Below are 19,770 nucleotides of genomic sequence, written 5' to 3' on the forward strand. Positions count from 1 at the left end.
GGCCGATGCCGGAGCTGGAACGTCTCGCCGCCCACCACGCACCCGCCGTACTGCGGTTCGAGCGGGAGAACCGGGCCTACTTCGCCCGGTACGTCCCCGACCGGGGCGACGACTTCTTCACCGGCTACGCCGCCCGGCACGCGGCCCTGCTGGACGAGCAGGAACGCGGCACCTGCCACTTCCACGTGCTGGTCGGCGACCACGGCGCCGTGCTCGGGCGGTTCAACCTGGTCGACGTCGCAGACGGCAGCGCCGAGCTGGGCTACCGGGTGGCCGAGCGCGCCGCCGGGCGCGGGCTCGCGAGTGAAGGCGTACGGCGCGTCTGCGAACTGGCCCGCACCGAGTACGGGCTGCGGCGGCTGGTCGCCTCGGCGGCGCTGGCGAACCCGGCCTCGCTGGCGGTGCTCCGTCGCGCCGGTTTCGTGCCGGATCATCGGGTGGAGCTGGACGGGGAGCCCGGCCTGCGGCACGTGCTCGACCTCCGCGCGCCCTACGCGGCCGCGTCCCCGTAGGCGGGCGCGCCGGCCGGCTCGTACGTCAGTTGCAGCGTGCCGTGGGCGTGGGTGACTGACTCGGTGAGCCGCAGCGCGCTCGGCACCGTCCCCTCGCCGAACAGGCGCTTGCCGGTACCGAGCACGACCGGGTACACCCACAGGTTGAGCCGGTCGACAAGGCCGAGGCGCAGCAGCGACTGCACCAGGTCCAGGCTGCCGATCACGTGCACCTCGTCGTGGCGGGCCTTCATCTCGGTGACGCGCTCGGCGAGGTCACCCTTAACCAGCGACGAGTTCTCCCAGGCCAGCGGGTCGGCGAGCGTACGGCTGGCCACGTACTTCGGTACGCCGTTCAGCAGGCCGGTGAAGGGGATGTCCGCTGGCGCCTTCGGCCAGTAGCCGGCGAAGATGTCGTACGTCTTGCGGCCCAGCAGCAGCGCGTCCATGCTGCTGGCCTGCTGGAACATCACCGCGCCGGACTTGTCGTCGAGCAGCGGCATCTGCCAGCCGCCGTGGCTGAAGCCGCCCTCGCGGTCCTCGTCCGGTTCGCCGGGCGCCTGCGCCACGCCGTCGAGGGTCAGGAACTCGGTCACGATCAACTTGCCCATGGGTCCGCTCCTCCGGTTTCCGCTCGTCCCCCGTCAGACCCGTCAACGACCCGCAACTCATCGCCGCCACCGAGCCGATCTACTCGTGCCGGACGAACCTGAAGGGCACCCCGTCGATCTCCGTGACGTACCCGATCACCGGCACCGGGTTCCTCAGTTCCGCGATCTCGGCAAGCAATGCGGTGGCAGTGCCGGCGTAGGGCTCGGGCGGATCGATCAGGGCGGTATCGCAGACCACCGTCGGCCACTGCTCGGGAGGGCCGTCGTTCAGGTGCCAGCAGAGCAGATAGTCGAGGTTCACGGCTCCCCACACCCGGAGGTCTCCCGGTGAGGTGCCGAAGTGGTACGGGAACCCTCCCGTGCACTCCGCCCTCTCGTTCATCGCGTGATGCCAGTTCCGCGCGTACAGGAGGAAGTCCGGTACGCCCCAGTCGGAAGGATGAAGCACTTCCAGGAAGCCGAGGTTGCCGTGTGGGAAGCGCTCGACGAAGCGTCGGTAGTCCTCGGGAAAGGGGTGGCCGGCGGCCTCGGTGAGGGCCGGCCAGTCGACCTCGATTCCCGCCGACCCGTCCCAGTCGAGCAGGACGGCGAGCCGGTCCGTCGTCGGCGAAGCGCTCGGTGTCATTCGGCGACCTCCGGCAGATGATCGTAATCGAGTGCACGCCCCGTCCGTCTCCACCGTAAGATCAATCTCTTCGGCAGGCGTACGCCTCCGGAGTCCTCGAAGGCGGATTCGCCATGATCCCCGATCGGACTGAGACAAGCGGCCTCCTGGACGAGGCGCTGACGGGTGTGGCCGTCGCGTTCCAGGGCATGACGGCCCACGAGCAGGAGTCCAACTGCGAGTGCCACTGGGGCAGCGCGGAGGAACTGGCACTGCTGAAGACGCCGGACGTGCCGCTCGACGAAGACCTGCTCCGTCGCACGTACTGGGCTGCGGACTGGCGCTATCCCGGCCCGCTGCTACGCCGGATCCTGCCCCAGGTGACTGAGCGCCTCGTGGACGGCCGAATAGTGGCGACGGAAGGGCTGGACAGTCTGGCCCGCTTCTTCGCCGTCTCTCCCTGGCAAGAGTGGCCGAGGGAGCAGCAGGCCGCCCTGCGGAGGTTCCTGAACGTCTGGTGGGTACACGTCCTGGTCGAGCCCGACGCGAACGTGCCCGCACATGCGGCCCTGTCCTTCCTCGCCGAGGCCACCACCCGGCTCACGCCGTGGTTGGCCGACTGGGCGGAGGCGCTGGCCGACGAGCCGGCCAGGCGACAGCTGGTCGAGGCCATGGATGCGTGGATGTACGACCTGGGGGCGACGCGCTCCCGTGGTCGAGTTCGCACGGCATCGACGCGTGGGCCCCCGCGCTGCAACTGTGGGTGATAAGGCACGCGCCGGCCGTCCTGCGCGAGTACGACGCGTCGGCCGAGCTGCTCGAGGACATCAGCCGGTTCAGCCTGCCCGATTCCGAGCGGTACGACAAACCGCTCTCGCGGTGGCGCGCCGGGCGCCCGTGGCCTGAGTGACGTACGGAAGGCCCTGGCCTGACTTCGCGCCCCCGCGACGGCTACGCCCATGGCGTGGACCGCATCTGGATCGGCTGGTAGGCCAAGGCGCGGTCGACCACCTCAGCAGCCGTCAACTCGGGGTCGCTCCAGTAGATCAGGTTGGAGACATAGCCGCCTGGACAGACGAGGCCCCGCTCAAGTTGGTCCAGCCATCCGCCCAACTCATCGTCATCCGCGTAGTCAACACTCATGATCCGCTCGACGAGGGCGATGGCCTCATCCCGAGTCATCAGTGTGCGCGACCGTTCATCAGCTCCCACACCTGCGGTCACGCCCCTTGCCGCCCATGCCGGCCAGCTCTCGAACGACGATCAGCCCAAGTAGCGCTTCTCTCAATCAGCAGCCTTACCGCGCGAACATCCGGCACCACCAGGTGCCACAGAAGTTTCTTCGACTCCAGCCAGCCCAGGCCACGCTCGCGCATCAGAGCAATGGCTGCATCCACCGGCATCCCATCAGCGAGCCGGCTCCGCAATTCTTCGAACTGCTCAGGCCAGTCCGATCGCAGCTCGGCACAGGCACCGAATCGCTCGAAGTTCTCCCGCGCCTCGGTCAGGGTCAGCCCGTTCGGCCCGCTCAACTCGTCGGCGCTGAGGTCATCTGTCCCGTCATCCTGCCAGAAACACACCAGACAGATCCCATGCATGCCACGCTCGTCGAGCGTGAGGCACTGGCAGCACGGACACGCATACGGCCCACCCTCCGGCCCACGACGCACGAATCTCGACGCTCGATCAGCCACGCCTTGAATCCTGTCAAACCGGAGACAACCCGCCGCCATCCCGTCTACCGCCGACCCGCCCGTCTGGGGAGCGGGCCGCAGCGTCCGGCTTTCACTGCACACTGCCAAGGAGCGCGACGAGCACATCGCTGACGGACTCAGCTCGCAGAGGGAGCGGCCGCCACCGTCGCCCAGGTCCTCCAGCTCGCCGACATCGTTCCCGGACGCCTTCACGTCCTGATTCTGCTAGCCGCTTCGCCAGCCTCAGCTACTCGCGAGCGGGCTCAGCGAGCAGATCAAGAAGGGCCGTGATCGGGCACGTAGCGGGCACGGCCAGCACAAGAAGCGGTAGCAACGACTGAGGCCCCAACCAGGAAACCTGTCCTGAGCTGGGGCCTCACGTTGGAGCGGGTGACGGGAATCGAACCCGCACTGTCAGCTTGGGAAGCTGATGTTCTGCCATTGAACTACACCCGCAGCGGCACCACTCTACCTGAAGCCCCCCACCCCCGTGCAGTCAGGTGCACGCGCCACCTCGGCGAGGTGGCGGCATCGGCGGGCGGTCGACCCCGCCACCTCCCCGAACTGGAGTGGATCAAGCACCCACCGGAGCCGGCTGGCGCGAAGTTGCACGTCGGAAACGTATGGGCGTTCTCAAATGCGTCGATGGGATGTAACGTCTGCCCCACGTTTCCGAACCGGCGTGACACACCCCCTGCCACGCCGTCAGAAAGAGGTGGGCCCATGGGACTCCGTCCCAACCTGCTGACCCGGCGTACCGCCGGTGTCGCGACGTCGACCCTCGCGCTGCTGCTCAGCACCGCCGCCGTCGGCGTCGTCCCCGCTGCCTCGGCCTTCTCGGCCGCCCCGGCCGGCGTCTGCGCCGAGCCGGCCGACGCCCACGCCGACGAGCACGCGAACGCTCGCGTCGCGAAGGGCGGCAACGCCAAGCTGGACCCCAACCACCTGACCGCCAAGCAGGTCCGTGACCGCGAGGCCGACCTCGCCGCCGCGCAGCGCGAGCGGGCCGGCTTCCGGACCGGCGCCGTCGCTCCGCTGGCCACCGTGACGATCCCGGTCGTCGTGCACGTCATCCAGGAGAACAGCACCCGGGCCGGCGGCAACATCACCGACTCGATGATCAACCAGCAGATCACCGTGCTGAACCAGGCGTACGCGGGCTCGACCGGCGGCGCCGCCACCGCGTTCGGGTTCCAGCTCACGAAGATCAACCGGGTGACGAACCCGTCGTGGTACCCGATCGTGCAGGGCTCCTCCGCCGAGCGCTCGATGAAGACCTCGCTGCGCGAGGGCGGCAAGAACACGCTGAACATCTACCTCGGCGAGCTGAGCGACAGCCTGCTGGGCTGGGCGACGTTCCCGAAGCGGACGCTGGACAAGATGGACGGCGTGGTGGTCCTGAACGAGTCGCTGCCCGGCGGCACCGCGACCAACTACAACCAGGGTGACACCGGCACCCACGAGGTCGGCCACTGGCTGAACCTCTACCACACCTTCCAGGGCGGCTGCTCCGGCTCGGGCGACAGCGTCTCCGACACCCCGGCCGAGGCGTCCCCGGCGTACCAGTGCCCGACCGGCCGCGACACCTGCTCGACCGCCGGCAAGGACCCGATCACCAACTTCATGGACTACACGTACGACTCCTGCATGTACCAGTTCACCGCCGGCCAGGCGAGCCGCATGCTCACCGCGTGGAACGCCTACCGCGCAGCCTGACCTGTCGTACCGCGTACCGGTGCCGGCCCTGTCCTCGGACGGGCCGGCACCGTTCGTCGTGGGCCGGGTCAGGCGGCCGGACGGCGGGTGTCGAAGCCGTGCCGGCCGCGCCGGGCCTCCGCGGCCACCGGCTCCCGCCGGGCCGGTTCGGCTCCGCGCGGGTCGAGCCAGACCCGCACCTGCGGCGGGGCGGCGCCGGGCTGGGCCACCGGGTCACGCCGGGTCAGCATCGCCGCCTCGACGGTGAACTCGAACAGCCGCCAGTCGCCCTGCGGCGACGCGCGGGCGATCCGGGCCAGCCGCGTCACAGTGGCCGGGTCGGTCACCGGTCGTGCGCGCCCGGCGATGTACGCCTCGTCATCGCTCTCCTCCGGCGGGAACGAGTGCAGCGCGTAGCGGCCGTCGCGTTCGAGGTCGCGGCGCTTCGGCGAGTCGATGACGAAGCACCACAGGCCGTCGTCGGTGATCACCGGGGACACGGGATGGACCCGGGGGCCACCGTCGGCGCGGACCGTGGCGAGGTAGCCGAAGCCCGGCCCGTACTGCTGCATCAGGAGGCGGATCTCGTCGGCGAGGCGGGGCTCGTCGGCGGCGAATTCGGACCAGGAAGCCATGTGGACACTCTATCGAACACGTGTACGAAGATGTAGTGCGACACGCAGGTCACCCGTACCGGTCGCTATGGTGTTCCGATGCTGCTCTCCGACCGCGACCTGATCTCCGAGATCAAGGCCGGCACGCTCGCGCTGGAGCCCTTCGAGCCCACGCTGGTGCAGCCGTCGAGCATCGACGTACGCCTGGACCGGCTGTTCCGGGTCTTCAACAACCACCTCTACACACACATCGACCCGTCGGTGCAGCAGGACGACCTGACGTCGATGGTGGAGGTGCCGGAGGGGCAGCCGTTCGTGCTGCACCCGGGCGAGTTCGTGCTCGCCTCCACGCTTGAGGTGATCTCGCTGGGTGACCAGCTCGCCGGCCGGCTGGAGGGCAAGTCGAGCCTGGGGCGGCTGGGGCTGCTGACGCACTCGACAGCAGGTTTCATCGACCCCGGCTTCTCCGGCCACGTCACGCTGGAGCTGTCGAACGTGGCGAACCTGCCGATCACGCTCTGGCCGGGCATGAAGATCGGGCAGCTCTGCATCTTCCGGCTCTCCTCGCCGGCCGAGCACCCGTACGGCTCGGCCGTCTACGGCTCGCGTTACCAGGGGCAGCGCGGTCCGACGCCGAGCCGGTCCTGGCAGAGCTGGCGCACCTGGCCGACGCGCTGACGACGCCCGCAGTTGTTAATAGGGGCCCCCTCCTCTACCGGAGGCGTTAAGAGGGGGGCCCTTCCTTACACCTCAGCCGGGACGGCCGTAGCTGTTGATGTCGCCGTCGTCGACCCGCTTCATGGTGATCGGCTTGCCGGACTGGGAGGCGTGTACCACCCAGCCGTCGCCCACGTACATCGCCACGTGGTGCAGGTCGCCGTAGTAGAAGACGAGGTCACCGGCGCGCAGCTCGGCCCGGCTGATCCGCTTCGTCACGCCGTGCTGCTGGCGTGCGCTGTGCGGCAGCGAGACGCCGCCCTTGGCCCAAGCCGCCATGGTGAGGCCCGAGCAGTCGAAGTGGTCCGGCCCGGCCGCGCCCCAGACGTAGATCTTGCCGATCTGGGCGCAGGCGAACTTGACCGCCGCACCGGCCGGGCCGCCGGGGTAGCCGGCCGGGCACGGCGCCGGGCGCAGCGGGCCGCCGCCGCCCTTGCCGTACACCTTGAGCCGCAGCTTCTCCAACTTGGCGATCTCGGCGTCGATCTGCTTCTTCTTCGCCGCGAGCTGGGCCTCGGTACGCGCCAGCCCGGCGATCATCTCGTCCAGCGGCTTCTTCTTCGCCGCCAGCTCGTCGCGCAGCGCGGCCACGGAGCGCACCTGCTCGTGCTGGCGGTGCGCGAAGCGGTCGAGCAGTTCCAGGCCGGTGACCAGGTCACCGGGTGAGCGGCTGCCCAGCAGCGCGTTCACTGTGGAGAGGTTGTCGCCCTTGTAGGCGTCGGCGGCGAGCCCGCCGACCTGACCGAGTGCGGCGTCCACCCGGGCCTGGAGGGGTGCGATCTGCCGGCCGAGCACGTCGGCCTGCTTGCGCCGCGCGGCGAGCTGCTCGCGTACGGCGTTCACCTGTTCGATGACCGGTTCGAGCTTGTTCCAGTCGCGGTCGATCTGGGCCTCGATCTCGGCGACCGAGGGTTCGGCGTGTGCCGCCGTGGCGCCGCCGGTCAGGACGACTGCGGTGCCGACGAGGGCGGCGAGGGCTGTGGTGAAGCGGGACCAGCGGGTACGCGGCACAGCCGTGGACCGGTCGACCGACCGGCTCGACGACGGCCGCGGGGCATGGAGTGCCACCGGGCGTCCGTACTCCTTCTTCCGTACCGCCTACCGGGTTAGCTGACGGATTCGGGCGGGAAGGGAGCCGCCCTACCGCATCGCTGCGGATTCACCCCAGGTACCTGGTTCCCCGGCTCGCCCGGAGGCGACTCGGCGGTGTCGGACCGTCACCGACCGGGTTGGACGGTGAGACGTGCGGCCGACGATTCACCAGAGTAGGGACCACCGTTATCGATCCGCAACTTCCAGCGCTGTGACACTCCGTACGCGATGACGGGCCGCACCCAGGTCGGAGGTGAAATTTTCTTTCAAGGCTGATTACTCACTGGAAAGGTATTGACCCCCGTGGGTGTGCGGAGTGAGGGTGGAGACGCAGTGACCCCCATCCCTGTCCAGGAGGTTCGATGCACCTCTCCGCCCCGCCGTCGGGCAGACGGATACTGCTCGCCGCCGCAGTGGCGACAGCCACCGCGCTGGCGACGACCGGCCCGGTGACCGCCGCGCCGGACACGTCCGCGCCCGCGAGCGACAGGCAACAACAATACGCCGCCGCGGCGGCCGAGTACGGCGTGCCGCAGAACGTGCTGCTCGGCGTCTCCTATCTGGAGTCCCGCTGGGACACCCACCCCGGGCAGCCGAGCACCAGCGGCGGCTACGGCCCGATGCACCTGACCGACGCCGCGCACATCCTCGCCATGCCGGGCAGCGCCCACGTCGACGAGGACGAGGACCCGCGCGGCGACGACTCCCGGCCGCTGAAGCTCGACCCGGCCACCGCCGCCGCGCCGGAGCGGGAGACCCCGCTGCCGCCCGCCTCGCTCCAGACGCTCGACGCCGCCGCCGCGCTCACCGGGCTCGACGCGGGCACGCTGCGCACCGACCCGGCCGCGAACATCCGCGGTGGCGCGGCGCTGCTGGCGTCGTACCAGAAGGCTCTGGGCGGGCCGGTCGGCGCCGGCACCGACCCGGCGGCCTGGTACGCCGCGGTGGCCCGGTACTCCGGCGCGGACACCTCGGACGCCGCGGCGGCCTTCGCCGACGAGGTCTACGACCAGCTCGGCCAGGGCGCCAGCCGGACCACCGACGACGGCCAGCGGGTCACGCTCGCCGCCACCGCCGCGACGCCGGACCGGTCCCGGCTGGCCCGCCTCGGCCTGCGCAACGCCGAGCGGCCGGACGGGCTGGAGTGCCCGGTGCGGCTGGCCTGCGAGTGGATCCCCGCGCCGTACGAGCAGCTCAGCAACGACCCGGGCGACTACGGCAACCACGACCTGGGCGACCGGCCGAAGCAGCAGAAGATCGAGTACATCGTCATCCACGACACCGAGGGCTACTTCGGCCCGAGCGTCGACCTGGTGAAGCGGGCCGACTACCTGGGCTGGCACTACACGCTGCGCTCGGTGGACGGCTACATCGCCCAGCACATCAAGACCAAGGACGTCGGCTGGCACGCCGGCAACTGGTACGTCAACGCCAAGTCCATCGGCCTGGAGCACGAGGGCTTCGCCGGTCAGGGCACCTGGTACACCGAGGCGATGTACCGCACCTCCGCCAAGCTGGTGCGGCACCTCGCGCTGAAGCTCGGCATCCCGATGGACCGGCAGCACATCATCGGTCACGACAACGTGCCCGGCATCACCGCCGCCAACGTGGGCGGCATGCACTGGGACCCGGGACCGTACTGGGACTGGTCGCACTACTTCGACCTGATGAAGGCGCCGTTCCGCAGCACCGGCACGCCCCGTACCGGCCTGGTCACCATCGACCCGGACTTCGCCACCAACCGGCCGGCGTTCACCGGCTGCAACCAGCAGCCGCCCGGTGTCCCGACGCCCCGGCCGCCGGCCGAGCCGTGCCCGTCGCGGGGTTCCTCCGCGGTGATCCTGCGGACCGCGCCGAGCCCGGACGCCCCGCTCGTCAACGACCTCGGGCTGCGCCCGGACGGTACGCCGGACACCATGTACATCTCCGACCACGGCGCCCGCGCCTCCGCCGGCCAGACGTACGCGCTCGCCGGCCGCCAGGGTGACTGGACGGCGATCTGGTACCTCGGCCAGAAGGCGTGGTTCCTCAACCCGGCCTCCGCGCCGACCGCCAAGTGGGCCACCGGCTTCGTGGTGACCCCGCGGCCCGGCAAGGCCACCATCCCGGTGTACGGGCGGGCCTACCCGGAGCAGGCCGCCTACCCGGACACCATCCCGTACCAGACCATCTCGCCGCTCCAGTACACGTTCGCCGCCGGCCAGCGGTACGCGGTGGGCGGGGTGCTGCCCGGCGAGTACTACCGGGCGGTCTCGTTCGACGGTTCGGCCCCGGGTGACCGGACCGTGGTCCGCGGCAAGAACCGCTACGTGCAGGTCCAGTTCGGTCACCGGATCATGTTCGTGAACCTGGACGACGTGCTGGTCCTGCCGTCCCCGGTCGGCACGCCGCGCTGACCCGGCACCGCACACGGGAAGGCCCCCGGTCCGCGTGGACCGGGGGCCTTTCCGCTGCCAGGGGTTCGGGTCAGGCGACCCGGACGAAGCCGGCGAGCGGCTGGGTGCTGATGCTCGACACCTGGACCGGTTTACCGGTACGTGGCGCGTGCACCATCACTCCGTTGCCGAGATAGAGCCCGACGTGGTGCAGGTCGGAGCCGAAGAACACCAGGTCACCCGGTCTCGCCTCGGAACGGGAGACCTTGCGGCCCTCGTTCCACTGCGCGCCGGTGAAGTGGGTCAGCGAGATGCCGGCCGCCTTGTACGCGTACTGAGTGAGGCCGGAGCAGTCGAACGAGTTCGGGCCGGTGGCGCCCCACACGTACGGGTCGCCGACCTGGGCGCACGCCGTCTTGATGGCGGTCCGCGCGGCGCTGCTCACCACACCGTCGATCTTGGGGCAGCCCGCCGGGCGGATCGAGGTCACCGGCAGCATGGCGGTCAGCCGCTTGATCTCCGAGTCGATCTGCTTCTTCTTCGCCGCGAGATCGTTCTGCTGCTTGGTCTCCAGCGCGATCAGCGCGTCGAGCTTCTCCTTCTGCTTGTTGTACTCGTCGCGCACCTTGAGCACACCGGCGATCTGGCGGCGCTGGTCCTCGGCGATCCGGTCCAGCATGACCAGCTGCTCGGCCAGCGCGCCCGGCTTGGAGTTCACCAGCAGCGCGCCCAGCTCCTGCGACGGGCCCTGGATGTAGTACCGGGCCGCGATGTCGCCGACCTTGTTCATGGCGAGCGTGGAGGCCAGCTCCAGCGGCACCATCTTGTCCTTCAGCGCCTTGGACTTCTTCTGGTTGGCGCGAAGCTGCGAGCGGACCTTGTTGAACTGCTCGATGGTGGGTTCGAGCTGCTGCCACTGCTTGTCGATCTGCGCGTCGATCTCGTCCACCGACGGCGCCGCGTGCGCCGGGGCGGTCAGCATTCCGGCGCCGACCGCGGCGGCCGCGACCAGGGTGACCAGACCGTGTACCACCCGTCGGAACCCGGCCCGCCGGCCGGGTGGAGCGCTCGGGGCGTGACGTTGAGGGGGCGTGGTTGCCACCGGCACGGACTCCTTTGCAACCGACCGCCGGGCGCCTCGCGAGAGGGAAGGTCGAGGCAGACGACCCACAGCGGTCGGTGCCCCACATTAGGGAAGGCGTCCGATGGAATCAAGGCGACCGTTTGTTCAATCACGTATCCGCAATCGGTTGCACACCAAGGGTATTCAATTCATCTCCCGACGATGGCTGTCAATACGTCGTCGAGTGTCACCACACCCATCGGCCGGCGTCCGTCGCTGACCAGCACCATGTGGCGGCGTTCGCGGCGCATCGCGAGCAGCAGATCGGCGAGCGTACGGTCCGGCGGCACCACCGCCAGCGGTCGGTAGATCTCGGCCGGCACCGGTGCCCGGCGGCTCGCCCCGGCGTACCCGAGCACGTCCTTGACGTGCACGAAACCGAGCACCCGGCGGGTGGCCCGCTGCACCACCGGGAAGCGGGACCGGCCGGTACGGGTCGCCAGCACCTCCAGCGACGCCGGTGAGACGTCCTCGGCCACCGTGGTGACAGTGGACCAGGGCTGCAGCGCGTCCGCCGCGGTACGGCTGTGCAGGGCCAGCGCGCCGGTGATCCGGGCGTGCTCCTCGGCGTCCAGCAACCCCTCGGTACGCGCCTGGGAGACCAGCCCGGCCAGTTCCTCGGCGGTGAACACGGTCTTCACCGCGTCTGTCGCCTCCACCCGCCACCACCGCAACACCTGCCGGGACGCCCACTTCATAGCCAGCAGCAGTGGCTTGGTGGCCAGGCAGAACGCCAGCATGGCCGGGCCGAGCCAGAGCGCCGACGGCTCCGGCCCGGCCAGCGTGATGTTCTTCGGCACCATCTCGCCGACCACGGTGTGCAGGAACACCACCACCGCGAGCGCGATGACGAACGACACCGGGTGCACCGCCGAGGCGGGCAGCCCCAGCGCGGCGAACGCCGGCTCCAGCAGGTGCGCCAGCGCCGGCTCGGCGATCGCGCCGAGGCCCAGCGAGCAGACGGTGATGCCGAGCTGCGCCCCGGCGATCATCAGCGGGATCTGGTTCATCGCCGCCAGCGCCAGCCGCGCCCGCTTCGACGTCGCCGCCAGCGGTTCGATGACCGTACGGCGGGAGGCGATCAGCGCGAACTCGCTGCCCACGAAGAACGCGTTACCGAGCAGCAACCCGACCGCGACGAGTAGTTCAGGCACCGTCGTCTGGCTCCTCGGGGCGTACCACCCGCACCTGCTCGATCCGGTGCCGGTCGACCTCCACCACGGTGAACTCGTACCCGGCCTCGTCGACCGTCTCGCCCGGCACCGGGATGTGGCCGAGCCGCGCCATGAGGAACCCGCCGAGCGTCTCGTACGGCCCGTCGGGCAGCCGGAACCCGGTCTGCTCCACCAGCTCGTCGGCGCGCAGCACACCGTCGGTCAGGACGGTGCGCTCGCCGCCGGGCACTGTCAGCTCCACCGGCCCGAAGCCGTCCACCGCGTCCGGGTCGAACTCGTCGGCGATCTCGCCCACCAGTTCCTCGACCAGATCCTCCACGGTCACCACGCCGTCGGTGCCGCCGTACTCGTCCACCACGATCGCCAGGTCGGCCCCGGCGGCCTTGAGCGCGGCCAGCACCCCGTTCAGGTTCAGGCTCTCCGGGACGTACACCGGTTCCCGGGCCACGGCGGCGACAGTGGTGGCCGCGCGGCGGGCCAGCGGCACGCCCAGCGCGTCCGGCACCCCGGCGACGCCGGTGACCAGGTCGAGCGTCTCCTCGTAGACCGGGAACCGGGTACGGCCGGTCCGCCGGGACGCCTCCAGCAGCTCGGCCACGGTCGTGGTGGCACGCAACGCGGTGACGTCGACCCGGGGCGTCATCGCCTCGGCGGCCCGCTTGTCGCCGAAACGGATGGTGCGGCGCAGCAGCATCGCGGTGTCCGGCGGCAGCGCGCCGGCCCGGGCCGAGATCGCGGCGAGCAGGCCCAGTTCCTCCGGGGAACGGGCGCTCGCCAGTTCCTCCTGCGGCTCCACACCGAGACGGCGCACCAGCCGGTTCGCTGACTCGTTCAGCAGCCGGATCAGCCAGCCGAAGGTGCGGGAGAAGGCCCGCATCGGCGCTGCCGTGGCGAGCGCCGCCGGCATCGGGCGGGCCAGCGCGAGGTTCTTCGGCACCAGCTCGCCGAACAGCATCGAGATGAGCGTGGCGAGAGCCAGCGCGAGCAGGCCGGAGAAGCGTTCCGCGCCGCCGAGCGGGCGCAGCAGCGGCGCGAAGATCCGGGCCAGGGCGGGCTCGGCCAGGTAGCCGGTGAGCAACGCGGTGAGCGTGATGCCGAGTTGCGCCCCGGAGAGCTGGAAGGACAGTTCGCGCAGCGCGCGGCGTACCGTGGCGGCCCGGCCGTCGCCCTCGTCGGCCCGCCTGTCGATCTCCGCCCGGTCGACGGTGACCAGGGCGAACTCGGCCGCGACGAAGAAGGCGTTGCCGGCGGTCAGCAGCACGAAACCGACCAGTGGCAACAGCGTCAGAAGCAGAAGGCCGTCGATGCGCGTGATTGTGGCACGCGGACGCCGATGGTGGACCCCCCGTAGCGTGGTGCGCATGGACGGTCTGCTGCTCACCGACGAACTGGTCCTGCTCGCGTACGACGACGACGGCGTCAACCGCCTCGGCAGTCCGCACCTCGGCTACGGCCTCGCCGGGGCGGTGCTGCTGGAACTGGCCCTGGCCGGCCGGGTGGAGGTGGCGGACGAGCGGCTCGTGGTGACCGATCCCGCCCCGACCGATGTGCCGCTGCTGGACGAGGCGCTGGCGACTGTGGGATCCGGCCGCCCCCGCAAGCCCAAGAACTGGATCGGCAAGCTCGCCAAGGGCCTGCCGGACCGGGTGCTCGGCGGGCTCGTCGACGCCGGGGTGCTGCGCCGGGAGTCCGACCGGGTGCTGCTGGTCTTCCCGCGTACCCGCTATCCTTCGCCGACCGGCGCGGAGCCGGCGGTGGAGACCGCGGCCCGGGAGCGGATGGCGACGGCGCTCACCACCGACGGCCCGGTCGACGCCCGGACCGCCGCGCTGCTCACGCTGACCCGCGCGGTCGGCCTGGACCGCAAGATCTTCCGCGAGATGCCGAAGGAGCGGGTCAAGGCGCGCATCGACGAGATCGCGGCCGGCGACTGGGCGTCGGCCGCCACCAAGAAGGCGATCGAGGAGATGCAGGCCGCGCTGATGGTCGCGATGACGGCCGGGACGAGCGCCGCCATCATGACCACCACGACCAGCTGAACGCGACGGCGGCGGCACCGCACGGGTGCCGCCGCCGTCGTGGTCCGGCTCCTGCCGGGGTACGCCTCAGCTCGCGGCCGGCGCGGCCTCCGGCTCACCGGCCGGGGCCTCCGGCTTGACCGAGCGCAGCAGCACACTCGCCACGTCGACGACCTCGACCTGCTCGCCCGCGCCCTTGCCGTTCACGCCGTCGTTCAGCATCGTCGAGCAGAACGGGCAGCCGACCGCGATGGTCTTCGCCCCGGTGGACATGGCCTCCTCGACCCGGTCCACGTTGATCCGCTTGCCGATCTTCTCCTCCATCCACATCCGGGCGCCGCCGGCGCCGCAGCAGAAGGAGCGCTCGCTGTTGCGCGGCATCTCGGTCAGCTCGCCCTGGGTCGACTCGCCGAGCACCTCACGCGGCGCGGCGAAGATCCGGTTGTGGCGGCCCAGGTAGCACGGGTCGTGGTAGGTCACGCCGCCGTCGACCGGCTGCACCGGGGTGAGCTTGCCGGCGCTGACCAGGTGGGCCAGCAGCTGGGTGTGGTGCACGACCTCGAACTCGCCGCCGAGCTGGCCGTACTCGTTGCCCAGGGTGTTGAAGCAGTGCGGGCAGGTAGCGACGATCTTGCGCTTGCTCTTCTCCCGACCCTCGAACGCCTCGTTCAGCGTCTCGACGTTCTGCTGGGCCAGCATCTGGAAGACGAACTCGTTGCCGATGCGGCGAGCCGGGTCGCCGGAGCAGGTCTCGCCCTCGCCGAGGATGGCGAACTTGACGCCCGCCTCGTTCAGCAGCGTGGCGACCGCGCGGGTGGTCTTCTTGGCCCGGTCCTCGAACGCGCCGGCGCAGCCGACCCAGAACAGGTACTCGAAGTCGTCGACCTCGCCGACGCGCGGCACCTCGAAGCCGAGGCCCTTGGTCCAGTCCTCGCGGGTGTTCTGCGGGGCGCCCCACGGGTTGCCCTTGTTCTCCAGGTTGCGGAGCATGACGCCGGCCTCGGACGGGAAGCTCGACTCGATCAGCACCTGGTAGCGGCGCATGTCGACGATGTGGTCCACGTGCTCGATGTCGACCGGGCACTGCTCGACGCAGGCGCCGCAGGTGGTGCAGGACCAGAGCACGTCCGGGTCGATGACACCACCCTCCTCGGCGGTGCCGACCAGCGGCCGGTCCGCCTCGGCCATCGCGAGCACGTCCACGCCGGCCAACTGCTCCTGCGTGGCCTTCTCCTCGCCGGTCAGGTCCTTGCCGCCACCGGCCAGCAGGTACGGCGCCTTGGCGTACGCGTGGTCGCGCAGGCTCAGCACCAGCAGCTTCGGCGACAGCGGCTTGCCGGTGTTCCAGGCGGGGCACTGCGACTGGCAGCGACCGCACTCGGTGCAGGTGCTGAAGTCCAGCAGGCCCTTCCAGGTGAACTGCTCGACCTGGGCGACACCGAACTGGTCCTTCTCCGGGTCGGCCTCCTCGAAGTCCAGCGGCTTGCCCTCACTGGTCATCGGACGCAGCGGGCCCAGGCCGGAACCGGCCGGCTTCTCCGGGTCGCGCTTGAAGAAGATGTTCGGGAAGGCCAGGAAACGGTGCCAGGCCACGCCCATGGTGACGTTCAGCGAGATCACGATGAGCCAGGTCATCGAGATGGCGATCTTGATGAGCGCGGCGACGCTGACGCCCGCCTCCCAGTTCGGGAGGACCGAGCCGACCGCGTGGCTGAGCGGGGCGGCCCAGACCGGGTACTCGAAGTGGTCGGTGGCGACCTTGAAGCCGCGGATCACGAACCCGAAGATCAGGACCAGCAGGACGACCCACTCGACGAAGTAGCCCTGCCACATGGTCGAGCCGGTGAACCGGGAGCGGTTCTCCGCGCGTCCCGGCCGGTTGCGCAGCCGGATCGCCATCAGCACCAGGATGCCGGCCAGGCCGAGGATGCCGATCCACTCGGTGACCAGGCCGAAGATCGTCCAGTGCCCGATGATCGGCAGCCCGCCGCCGGTGGAGACCACCTCGAAGTAGGCCTCCAGCACCAGCAGCGACAGCACGATGAAGCCGACCATCACGAACCAGTGGGCGGCGCCGACCACGCTCCACTTGAGCATGCGGGTGTGACCGGCGGTCTCCACCAGCATCTTCTTCGTACGCGCGCCCTTGTCGCCGAACCGCTCCGGCGCGGGCTGGCCGAGCCGGATGACCGCGGTCATCTTCATGACCGCGCGCACCGCAAGCCACACCGCAACAGCGGTGATGGCGGCCGCGAGGATCGTGGTGACGATCTGGACGCTGCCCATCGAGTTGGCCTCCCGGTCTGCTGCTTGTCCGTGCAGCCTACGCGCAAGGTTACCCAGCAGTAACGTGAGTCTTCTCGCACCAGGCCACGCCGCCCTGCGCACACCATAGGTGGAGCGGCGTCGAAGCGCCGTGCAGGGGCGGCGTGGCGTGACCTACGCCGGGGTGGGGCAGCGCCGGATCAGCGCCAGCGGGAGAGCAGGATCAGCGACGAGACCATCGCGCCGAAGCCCACGGCGAGGTTCCAGTAACCCCAGCTGGCGACCGGGTACGCCTGCTCGGAGAGGTAGTAGAGCACCAGCCAGCCGATGCCCACCACGATCAGCGCGACCGCGGTAGCCGGCAGCCAGATGGGGCTAGGCTTGCGCGTCGACGCCGTCGCCGTCGGACGGACATCCGTCGGCGGGGTGTACACCTTCTTCTTGCGGACCTGAGACTTGGGCACGACGCTCTCCAGAGGGGGGTACGACCTCGTCCGGCCTGACAACCGGGCGCGAGGGCGACGGTCCATGGCCAATAATGTTCGACAGCTAGCGTAGTCCCGACGGACCGTCCAGGCCACGAATGGGGCCAGGCCGGTGCACTCAGTAACCGGAAAGAGCGGACTTTCCGGGTCGAGCAGGTCGGCTCGCACCGGCGCGGGCCGGAACGAGACGACGGGAAAGGGAACGCCCGGTGGAGTACACGTCCGGCGCCGCCTCCTGGCAGAAGGTCCTCCGCCGCGCGGCAGCCGCCCTGCTGCCCCGGCGCGCACGCCAGCGCCGCCCCGGCTGGTCCGTCGGCGTGCCCCTGATCGCCGCCGCGGCCGGTCTGCTGTTCACCACCACCGCCACCACCGCAGGCGGCACCTCCCTGCGTGAGGACCGCCGGCCCCAGCTCACCCAGCTGATCGAGGACCGCCGCGAGGAGGTCGCCGCCAGCGAGGCGAAGGCCGCCCGGCTCCGCGCCGAGGTGGAGGAGCAGACCGAAGCACTCGCCGGCGCCGACGGGCCGATCAAGACCGAGCGGGACCGGGCCGCCGCGAGCCGGCAGGGCGCCGGGTTCACCGCGCTCACCGGCAGCGGCGTGACCGTCGAGCTGAACGACGCCGACCGCCGGCCCGACCAGCCGCTGCCGAAGGGCGCCAGCAACGACGACCTGGTGGTGCACCAGGGCGACGTCCAGGCGGTCGTCAACGCGCTCTGGGCCGGCGGCGCGGAGGCCATGTCAATCATGAACGTCCGCGTGCTGAGCACCAGCGCGGTACGCTGCGTCGGTAACACCCTGCTGCTGCACGGCCGGGTGTACTCCCCTCCTTTCAAGATCGTGGCAATCGGCGATCCCGCGGAACTCCAGCGGGCGCTCGCCGCCTCTGAGGGAGTGCGGGTGTTCAAGGAAGTGGCCGACCACTACCAACTCGGGTACGTCGAGCGCGTCTCCACCGTCACCGTGCCCGCGTTCGAGGACTCCACCGCATTGCAGTCGGCGACGGTGCCCCGGTGACCGGCGGCGACCCCCGGGAACGCGCCGGCCACGACCGCCGGGAGGAGCCCACCGCGTTCCTTCCCCGCGTCGAGCGTCCGGCCCCGGCGTCGCCACAGCCGCTCGACCTGCCCTGGCCCGACGCCGGCCCGGCCCACACCGCCCCGGCCCGACGCGGCCGGGACACCCGGCCCGCCCCGCCACGGACCGGCCCACCGCCTTTCGCCCCGCCACGGACCGCCCCGCCGCCGCCGTGGCCGGGCAGTCAGGCGCATCAACCGGCGAGCGCCTCCCGCCCCGAGGCCGACCCCCGGTTCCGCCCGCAGGCCGGCGAGCTTCCCCCCAGGGGTACGCCCCACCCGGCCGGCCCGGCACACCAGGGCGCCGGACATCACGGCCCTACGCAGCAGTACGCCGTCCGCCATTCCACAGGTGGGGCGATCCCGCCCGAGCGTGGTGGCCGCGGTGGACAGCCACCACAGAACGGCACCCACCCGTGGGAGGCCGGCGGACGCCCGCCGCAGGACGGTCGCCGACCGGCGGGGGGTGAGGGACGGCCGCCCGGCGTACCCCCTCTCGGTGGGCCGACCGGCGCGGACCGGAACCCTCCGGCCGACCCTGGAGCCACGGCGGTGCTGCCCGCCGTCACCCGCCCACCCGCGGACCCCCACCTGGACGCCACCGGGCTGATGGGCGCGGTGCCCCCGCCCCCCGAGAACGGGGACGGCGGCGGCGATGGTGCCGAACCGCCCGCCGAACCGCCCCGCCCCCGGCGCGGCGAGCGGGTGGTGCAACTGCGGCCCGAGCAGACCGGCGACGGATACCGCAGCGTCTACTCCGAGCTGACCCGCCCGACCGTCGGCTCCCGGCTACGCACCGTCGTGCGGGGCACCGGCGAACTGCTGATCACCTTCGGGCTGGTGGTGCTCCTGTTCGCCGGGTACGAGATCTGGGGCAAGGCAGTCATCGTCGAGGCCCGCCAGAACGACCTGAACAGCCAGCTCGCCCAGGAGTGGGGCGCGACCGCGGACCCGACCGTCGGCCCGACCACCGGGCCCACTGTGAAGCCGAAGCCACCGGCCAAGGGGAAGCCGGTCGCCGGCCTATACATCCCCAAGTTCGAGAAGCACTGGGTGGTGGTCGAGGGGGTCAGCCCGGAGGACATCCGGTACGCCCCGGGCCACTACCCGGACAGCGCCATGCCCGGCGAGGTGGGCAACTTCTCCGTCGCCGGTCACCGCATCCGCTCCACGTTCTGGCGGCTGGACGAGTTGAAGACCGGCGATGCGATAGTGGTCGAGACCAGGACCGACTGGCTCGTCTACCGGGTCTACGAGCAGCGAATCGTCAAGCCGTCGCAGGTGGAGGTGGTCGCGCCGGTGCCCGGCAAGGCGGGCCAGAAGGCCACCGAGAAGCTGCTGACGCTCACCACCTGCAACCCGAAGTTCGACAACTACCAGCGGTTGGTCATCCACGCGCGGCTGGACCACACGCAGGCCAAGTCGGCGGGCCGCCCGGCCGAGTTGGAGGCGTGAGCCGTGTACTCGTGGATCTGGCGCAAACTGCCGTTCGGGCTGCCCGGCAAGCTGTTCGGCTCGCTGGTGCTGGCCACCGCCACCGTCGCGTTGCTCTGGTTCGTGGTCTTCCCGTGGGCCGAGCCGCTGCTGCCCTTCGACGACGTGCAGGTCACGCAGGACTCCGGCGTACCGGGTGACGGTGGGATCACCGAACCCACCGGGCTGCCCGGCGAGGAGGAGCTGCCGTACAGCACCGAGACGAACAACGCCCCACCCTCCACCCCGAACAGGTGACAGCG

20 protein-coding genes, 1 tRNA gene and 1 riboswitch are annotated in these 19,770 nt (G+C 70.7%); of the genes, 9 read left to right on the forward strand and 12 right to left on the reverse strand.

Annotated features, from left to right (window positions below; genetic code table 11):
- Positions 1 to 5 precede the first annotated feature (5 nt).
- The gene (locus SM452_RS24455) at positions 6 to 512 is read left to right on the forward strand and encodes a GNAT family N-acetyltransferase (protein WP_262012831.1); all 507 of its coding nucleotides are present in this window, start codon (positions 6 to 8) and stop codon (positions 510 to 512) included.
- Here SM452_RS24455 and SM452_RS24460 read toward each other — a convergent pair.
- Both SM452_RS24460 and SM452_RS24465 read right to left on the reverse strand, forming a co-directional pair.
- Positions 491 to 1,102, reverse strand: coding sequence for a dihydrofolate reductase family protein (locus tag SM452_RS24460; protein ID WP_355513565.1), 612 nt, complete (start codon positions 1,100 to 1,102; stop codon positions 491 to 493). The two genes, SM452_RS24455 and SM452_RS24460, sit on opposite strands and share 22 nt — an antisense overlap.
- A gap of 79 nt (positions 1,103 to 1,181) precedes the next feature.
- Complete coding sequence (locus SM452_RS24465) at positions 1,182 to 1,727, reverse strand: hypothetical protein (RefSeq protein WP_355513568.1); 546 nt, start codon at positions 1,725 to 1,727, stop codon at positions 1,182 to 1,184.
- Between the two features lie 113 nt (positions 1,728 to 1,840).
- Between SM452_RS24465 and SM452_RS24470 the strand changes: the two genes are divergently transcribed.
- Positions 1,841 to 2,473, forward strand: a complete 633-nt coding sequence (locus SM452_RS24470; protein ID WP_355513571.1) for a hypothetical protein — start codon at positions 1,841 to 1,843, stop codon at positions 2,471 to 2,473.
- 184 nt (positions 2,474 to 2,657) lie between these two features.
- Here the strand turns inward: SM452_RS24470 and SM452_RS24475 are convergent, their stop codons facing one another.
- The 3 genes from SM452_RS24475 to SM452_RS24485 all read right to left on the reverse strand — a co-directional run bounded on the left by SM452_RS24475 (position 2,658) and on the right by SM452_RS24485 (position 3,856).
- Entirely contained in the window at positions 2,658 to 2,930 is a 273-nt protein-coding gene (locus tag SM452_RS24475; RefSeq protein WP_262012835.1) for an e9imm peptide, read from the reverse strand.
- The gene (locus tag SM452_RS24480) at positions 2,927 to 3,526 is read right to left on the reverse strand and encodes a CPCC family cysteine-rich protein (protein ID WP_315985917.1); all 600 of its coding nucleotides are present in this window, start codon (positions 3,524 to 3,526) and stop codon (positions 2,927 to 2,929) included. Before SM452_RS24480 ends, SM452_RS24475 begins: the two co-directional genes overlap by 4 nt.
- A gap of 256 nt (positions 3,527 to 3,782) precedes the next feature.
- Positions 3,783 to 3,856: transfer RNA gene (locus tag SM452_RS24485), tRNA-Gly, on the reverse strand.
- A 267-nt stretch (positions 3,857 to 4,123) separates the two neighbouring features.
- On the opposite strand from SM452_RS24485, the gene SM452_RS24490 reads away from it, so the two are divergent.
- The gene (locus SM452_RS24490; protein ID WP_355513574.1) at positions 4,124 to 5,116 is read left to right on the forward strand and encodes a zinc metalloprotease; all 993 of its coding nucleotides are present in this window, start codon (positions 4,124 to 4,126) and stop codon (positions 5,114 to 5,116) included.
- A gap of 68 nt (positions 5,117 to 5,184) precedes the next feature.
- Here SM452_RS24490 and SM452_RS24495 read toward each other — a convergent pair whose 3' ends face one another.
- The gene (locus tag SM452_RS24495; RefSeq protein ID WP_355513577.1) at positions 5,185 to 5,730 is read right to left on the reverse strand and encodes a pyridoxamine 5'-phosphate oxidase family protein; all 546 of its coding nucleotides are present in this window, start codon (positions 5,728 to 5,730) and stop codon (positions 5,185 to 5,187) included.
- Between the two features lie 78 nt (positions 5,731 to 5,808).
- Between SM452_RS24495 and dcd the strand changes: the two genes are divergently transcribed.
- The gene (gene dcd / locus SM452_RS24500) at positions 5,809 to 6,387 is read left to right on the forward strand and encodes a dCTP deaminase (protein ID WP_043327610.1); all 579 of its coding nucleotides are present in this window, start codon (positions 5,809 to 5,811) and stop codon (positions 6,385 to 6,387) included.
- A gap of 72 nt (positions 6,388 to 6,459) precedes the next feature.
- Here dcd and SM452_RS24505 read toward each other — a convergent pair whose 3' ends face one another.
- Positions 6,460 to 7,494 (reverse strand): C40 family peptidase, encoded by a 1,035-nt coding sequence (locus tag SM452_RS24505; protein ID WP_262012844.1) that lies wholly within the window; start codon positions 7,492 to 7,494, stop codon positions 6,460 to 6,462.
- Between the two features lie 13 nt (positions 7,495 to 7,507).
- Positions 7,508 to 7,642, reverse strand: a riboswitch (cyclic di-AMP (ydaO/yuaA leader).
- Between the two features lie 238 nt (positions 7,643 to 7,880).
- On the opposite strand from SM452_RS24505, the gene SM452_RS24510 reads away from it, so the two are divergent.
- Positions 7,881 to 9,914 (forward strand): N-acetylmuramoyl-L-alanine amidase, encoded by a 2,034-nt coding sequence (locus tag SM452_RS24510; RefSeq protein WP_463840787.1) that lies wholly within the window; start codon positions 7,881 to 7,883, stop codon positions 9,912 to 9,914.
- Between the two features lie 70 nt (positions 9,915 to 9,984).
- On the opposite strand, the gene SM452_RS24515 is transcribed toward SM452_RS24510, so the two are convergent.
- The 3 genes from SM452_RS24515 to SM452_RS24525 all read right to left on the reverse strand — a co-directional run bounded on the left by SM452_RS24515 (position 9,985) and on the right by SM452_RS24525 (position 13,470).
- Complete coding sequence (locus tag SM452_RS24515) at positions 9,985 to 10,995, reverse strand: C40 family peptidase (protein ID WP_135242665.1); 1,011 nt, start codon at positions 10,993 to 10,995, stop codon at positions 9,985 to 9,987.
- Between the two features lie 170 nt (positions 10,996 to 11,165).
- Positions 11,166 to 12,170 carry a hemolysin family protein gene (locus SM452_RS24520; protein WP_013283320.1) on the reverse strand — a complete coding sequence of 335 codons (1,005 nt, stop codon included), beginning with the start codon at positions 12,168 to 12,170 and terminating at the stop codon, positions 11,166 to 11,168.
- Positions 12,163 to 13,470 (reverse strand): hemolysin family protein, encoded by a 1,308-nt coding sequence (locus SM452_RS24525; protein WP_396881743.1) that lies wholly within the window; start codon positions 13,468 to 13,470, stop codon positions 12,163 to 12,165. The genes SM452_RS24520 and SM452_RS24525 overlap by 8 nt, the downstream gene beginning before the upstream one ends.
- Before the next feature lie 82 nt (positions 13,471 to 13,552).
- Here SM452_RS24525 and SM452_RS24530 point away from each other — a divergent pair, with 82 nt between their 5' ends.
- A complete protein-coding gene (locus SM452_RS24530; RefSeq protein WP_463840788.1) occupies positions 13,553 to 14,230 on the forward strand; it encodes a GOLPH3/VPS74 family protein in 678 nt (225 codons plus the stop codon).
- A gap of 66 nt (positions 14,231 to 14,296) precedes the next feature.
- Here SM452_RS24530 and SM452_RS24535 read toward each other — a convergent pair whose 3' ends face one another.
- A complete protein-coding gene (locus SM452_RS24535) occupies positions 14,297 to 16,495 on the reverse strand; it encodes a (Fe-S)-binding protein (RefSeq protein WP_355513592.1) in 2,199 nt (732 codons plus the stop codon).
- Between the two features lie 179 nt (positions 16,496 to 16,674).
- Positions 16,675 to 16,938, reverse strand: a complete 264-nt coding sequence (locus SM452_RS24540) for a cell division protein CrgA (protein WP_135242661.1) — start codon at positions 16,936 to 16,938, stop codon at positions 16,675 to 16,677.
- A gap of 230 nt (positions 16,939 to 17,168) precedes the next feature.
- On the opposite strand from SM452_RS24540, the gene SM452_RS24545 reads away from it, so the two are divergent.
- Genes SM452_RS24545 through SM452_RS24555 form a run of 3 tightly spaced genes read left to right on the forward strand, consistent with a single transcriptional unit; the run spans position 17,169 to position 19,765 of the window.
- On the forward strand, positions 17,169 to 17,975 hold the full coding sequence (locus SM452_RS24545) for a DUF881 domain-containing protein (protein ID WP_013283315.1): 807 nt from the start codon (positions 17,169 to 17,171) through the stop codon (positions 17,973 to 17,975).
- Positions 17,972 to 19,489 (forward strand): class E sortase, encoded by a 1,518-nt coding sequence (locus tag SM452_RS24550; RefSeq protein WP_463840789.1) that lies wholly within the window; start codon positions 17,972 to 17,974, stop codon positions 19,487 to 19,489. The genes SM452_RS24545 and SM452_RS24550 overlap by 4 nt, the downstream gene beginning before the upstream one ends.
- Positions 19,490 to 19,492: 3 nt before the next feature.
- Positions 19,493 to 19,765, forward strand: a complete 273-nt coding sequence (locus SM452_RS24555; RefSeq protein WP_013473364.1) for a hypothetical protein — start codon at positions 19,493 to 19,495, stop codon at positions 19,763 to 19,765.
- Positions 19,766 to 19,770 lie beyond the last annotated feature (5 nt).

This window comes from Micromonospora sp. SYSU B005, assembly GCF_055362685.1.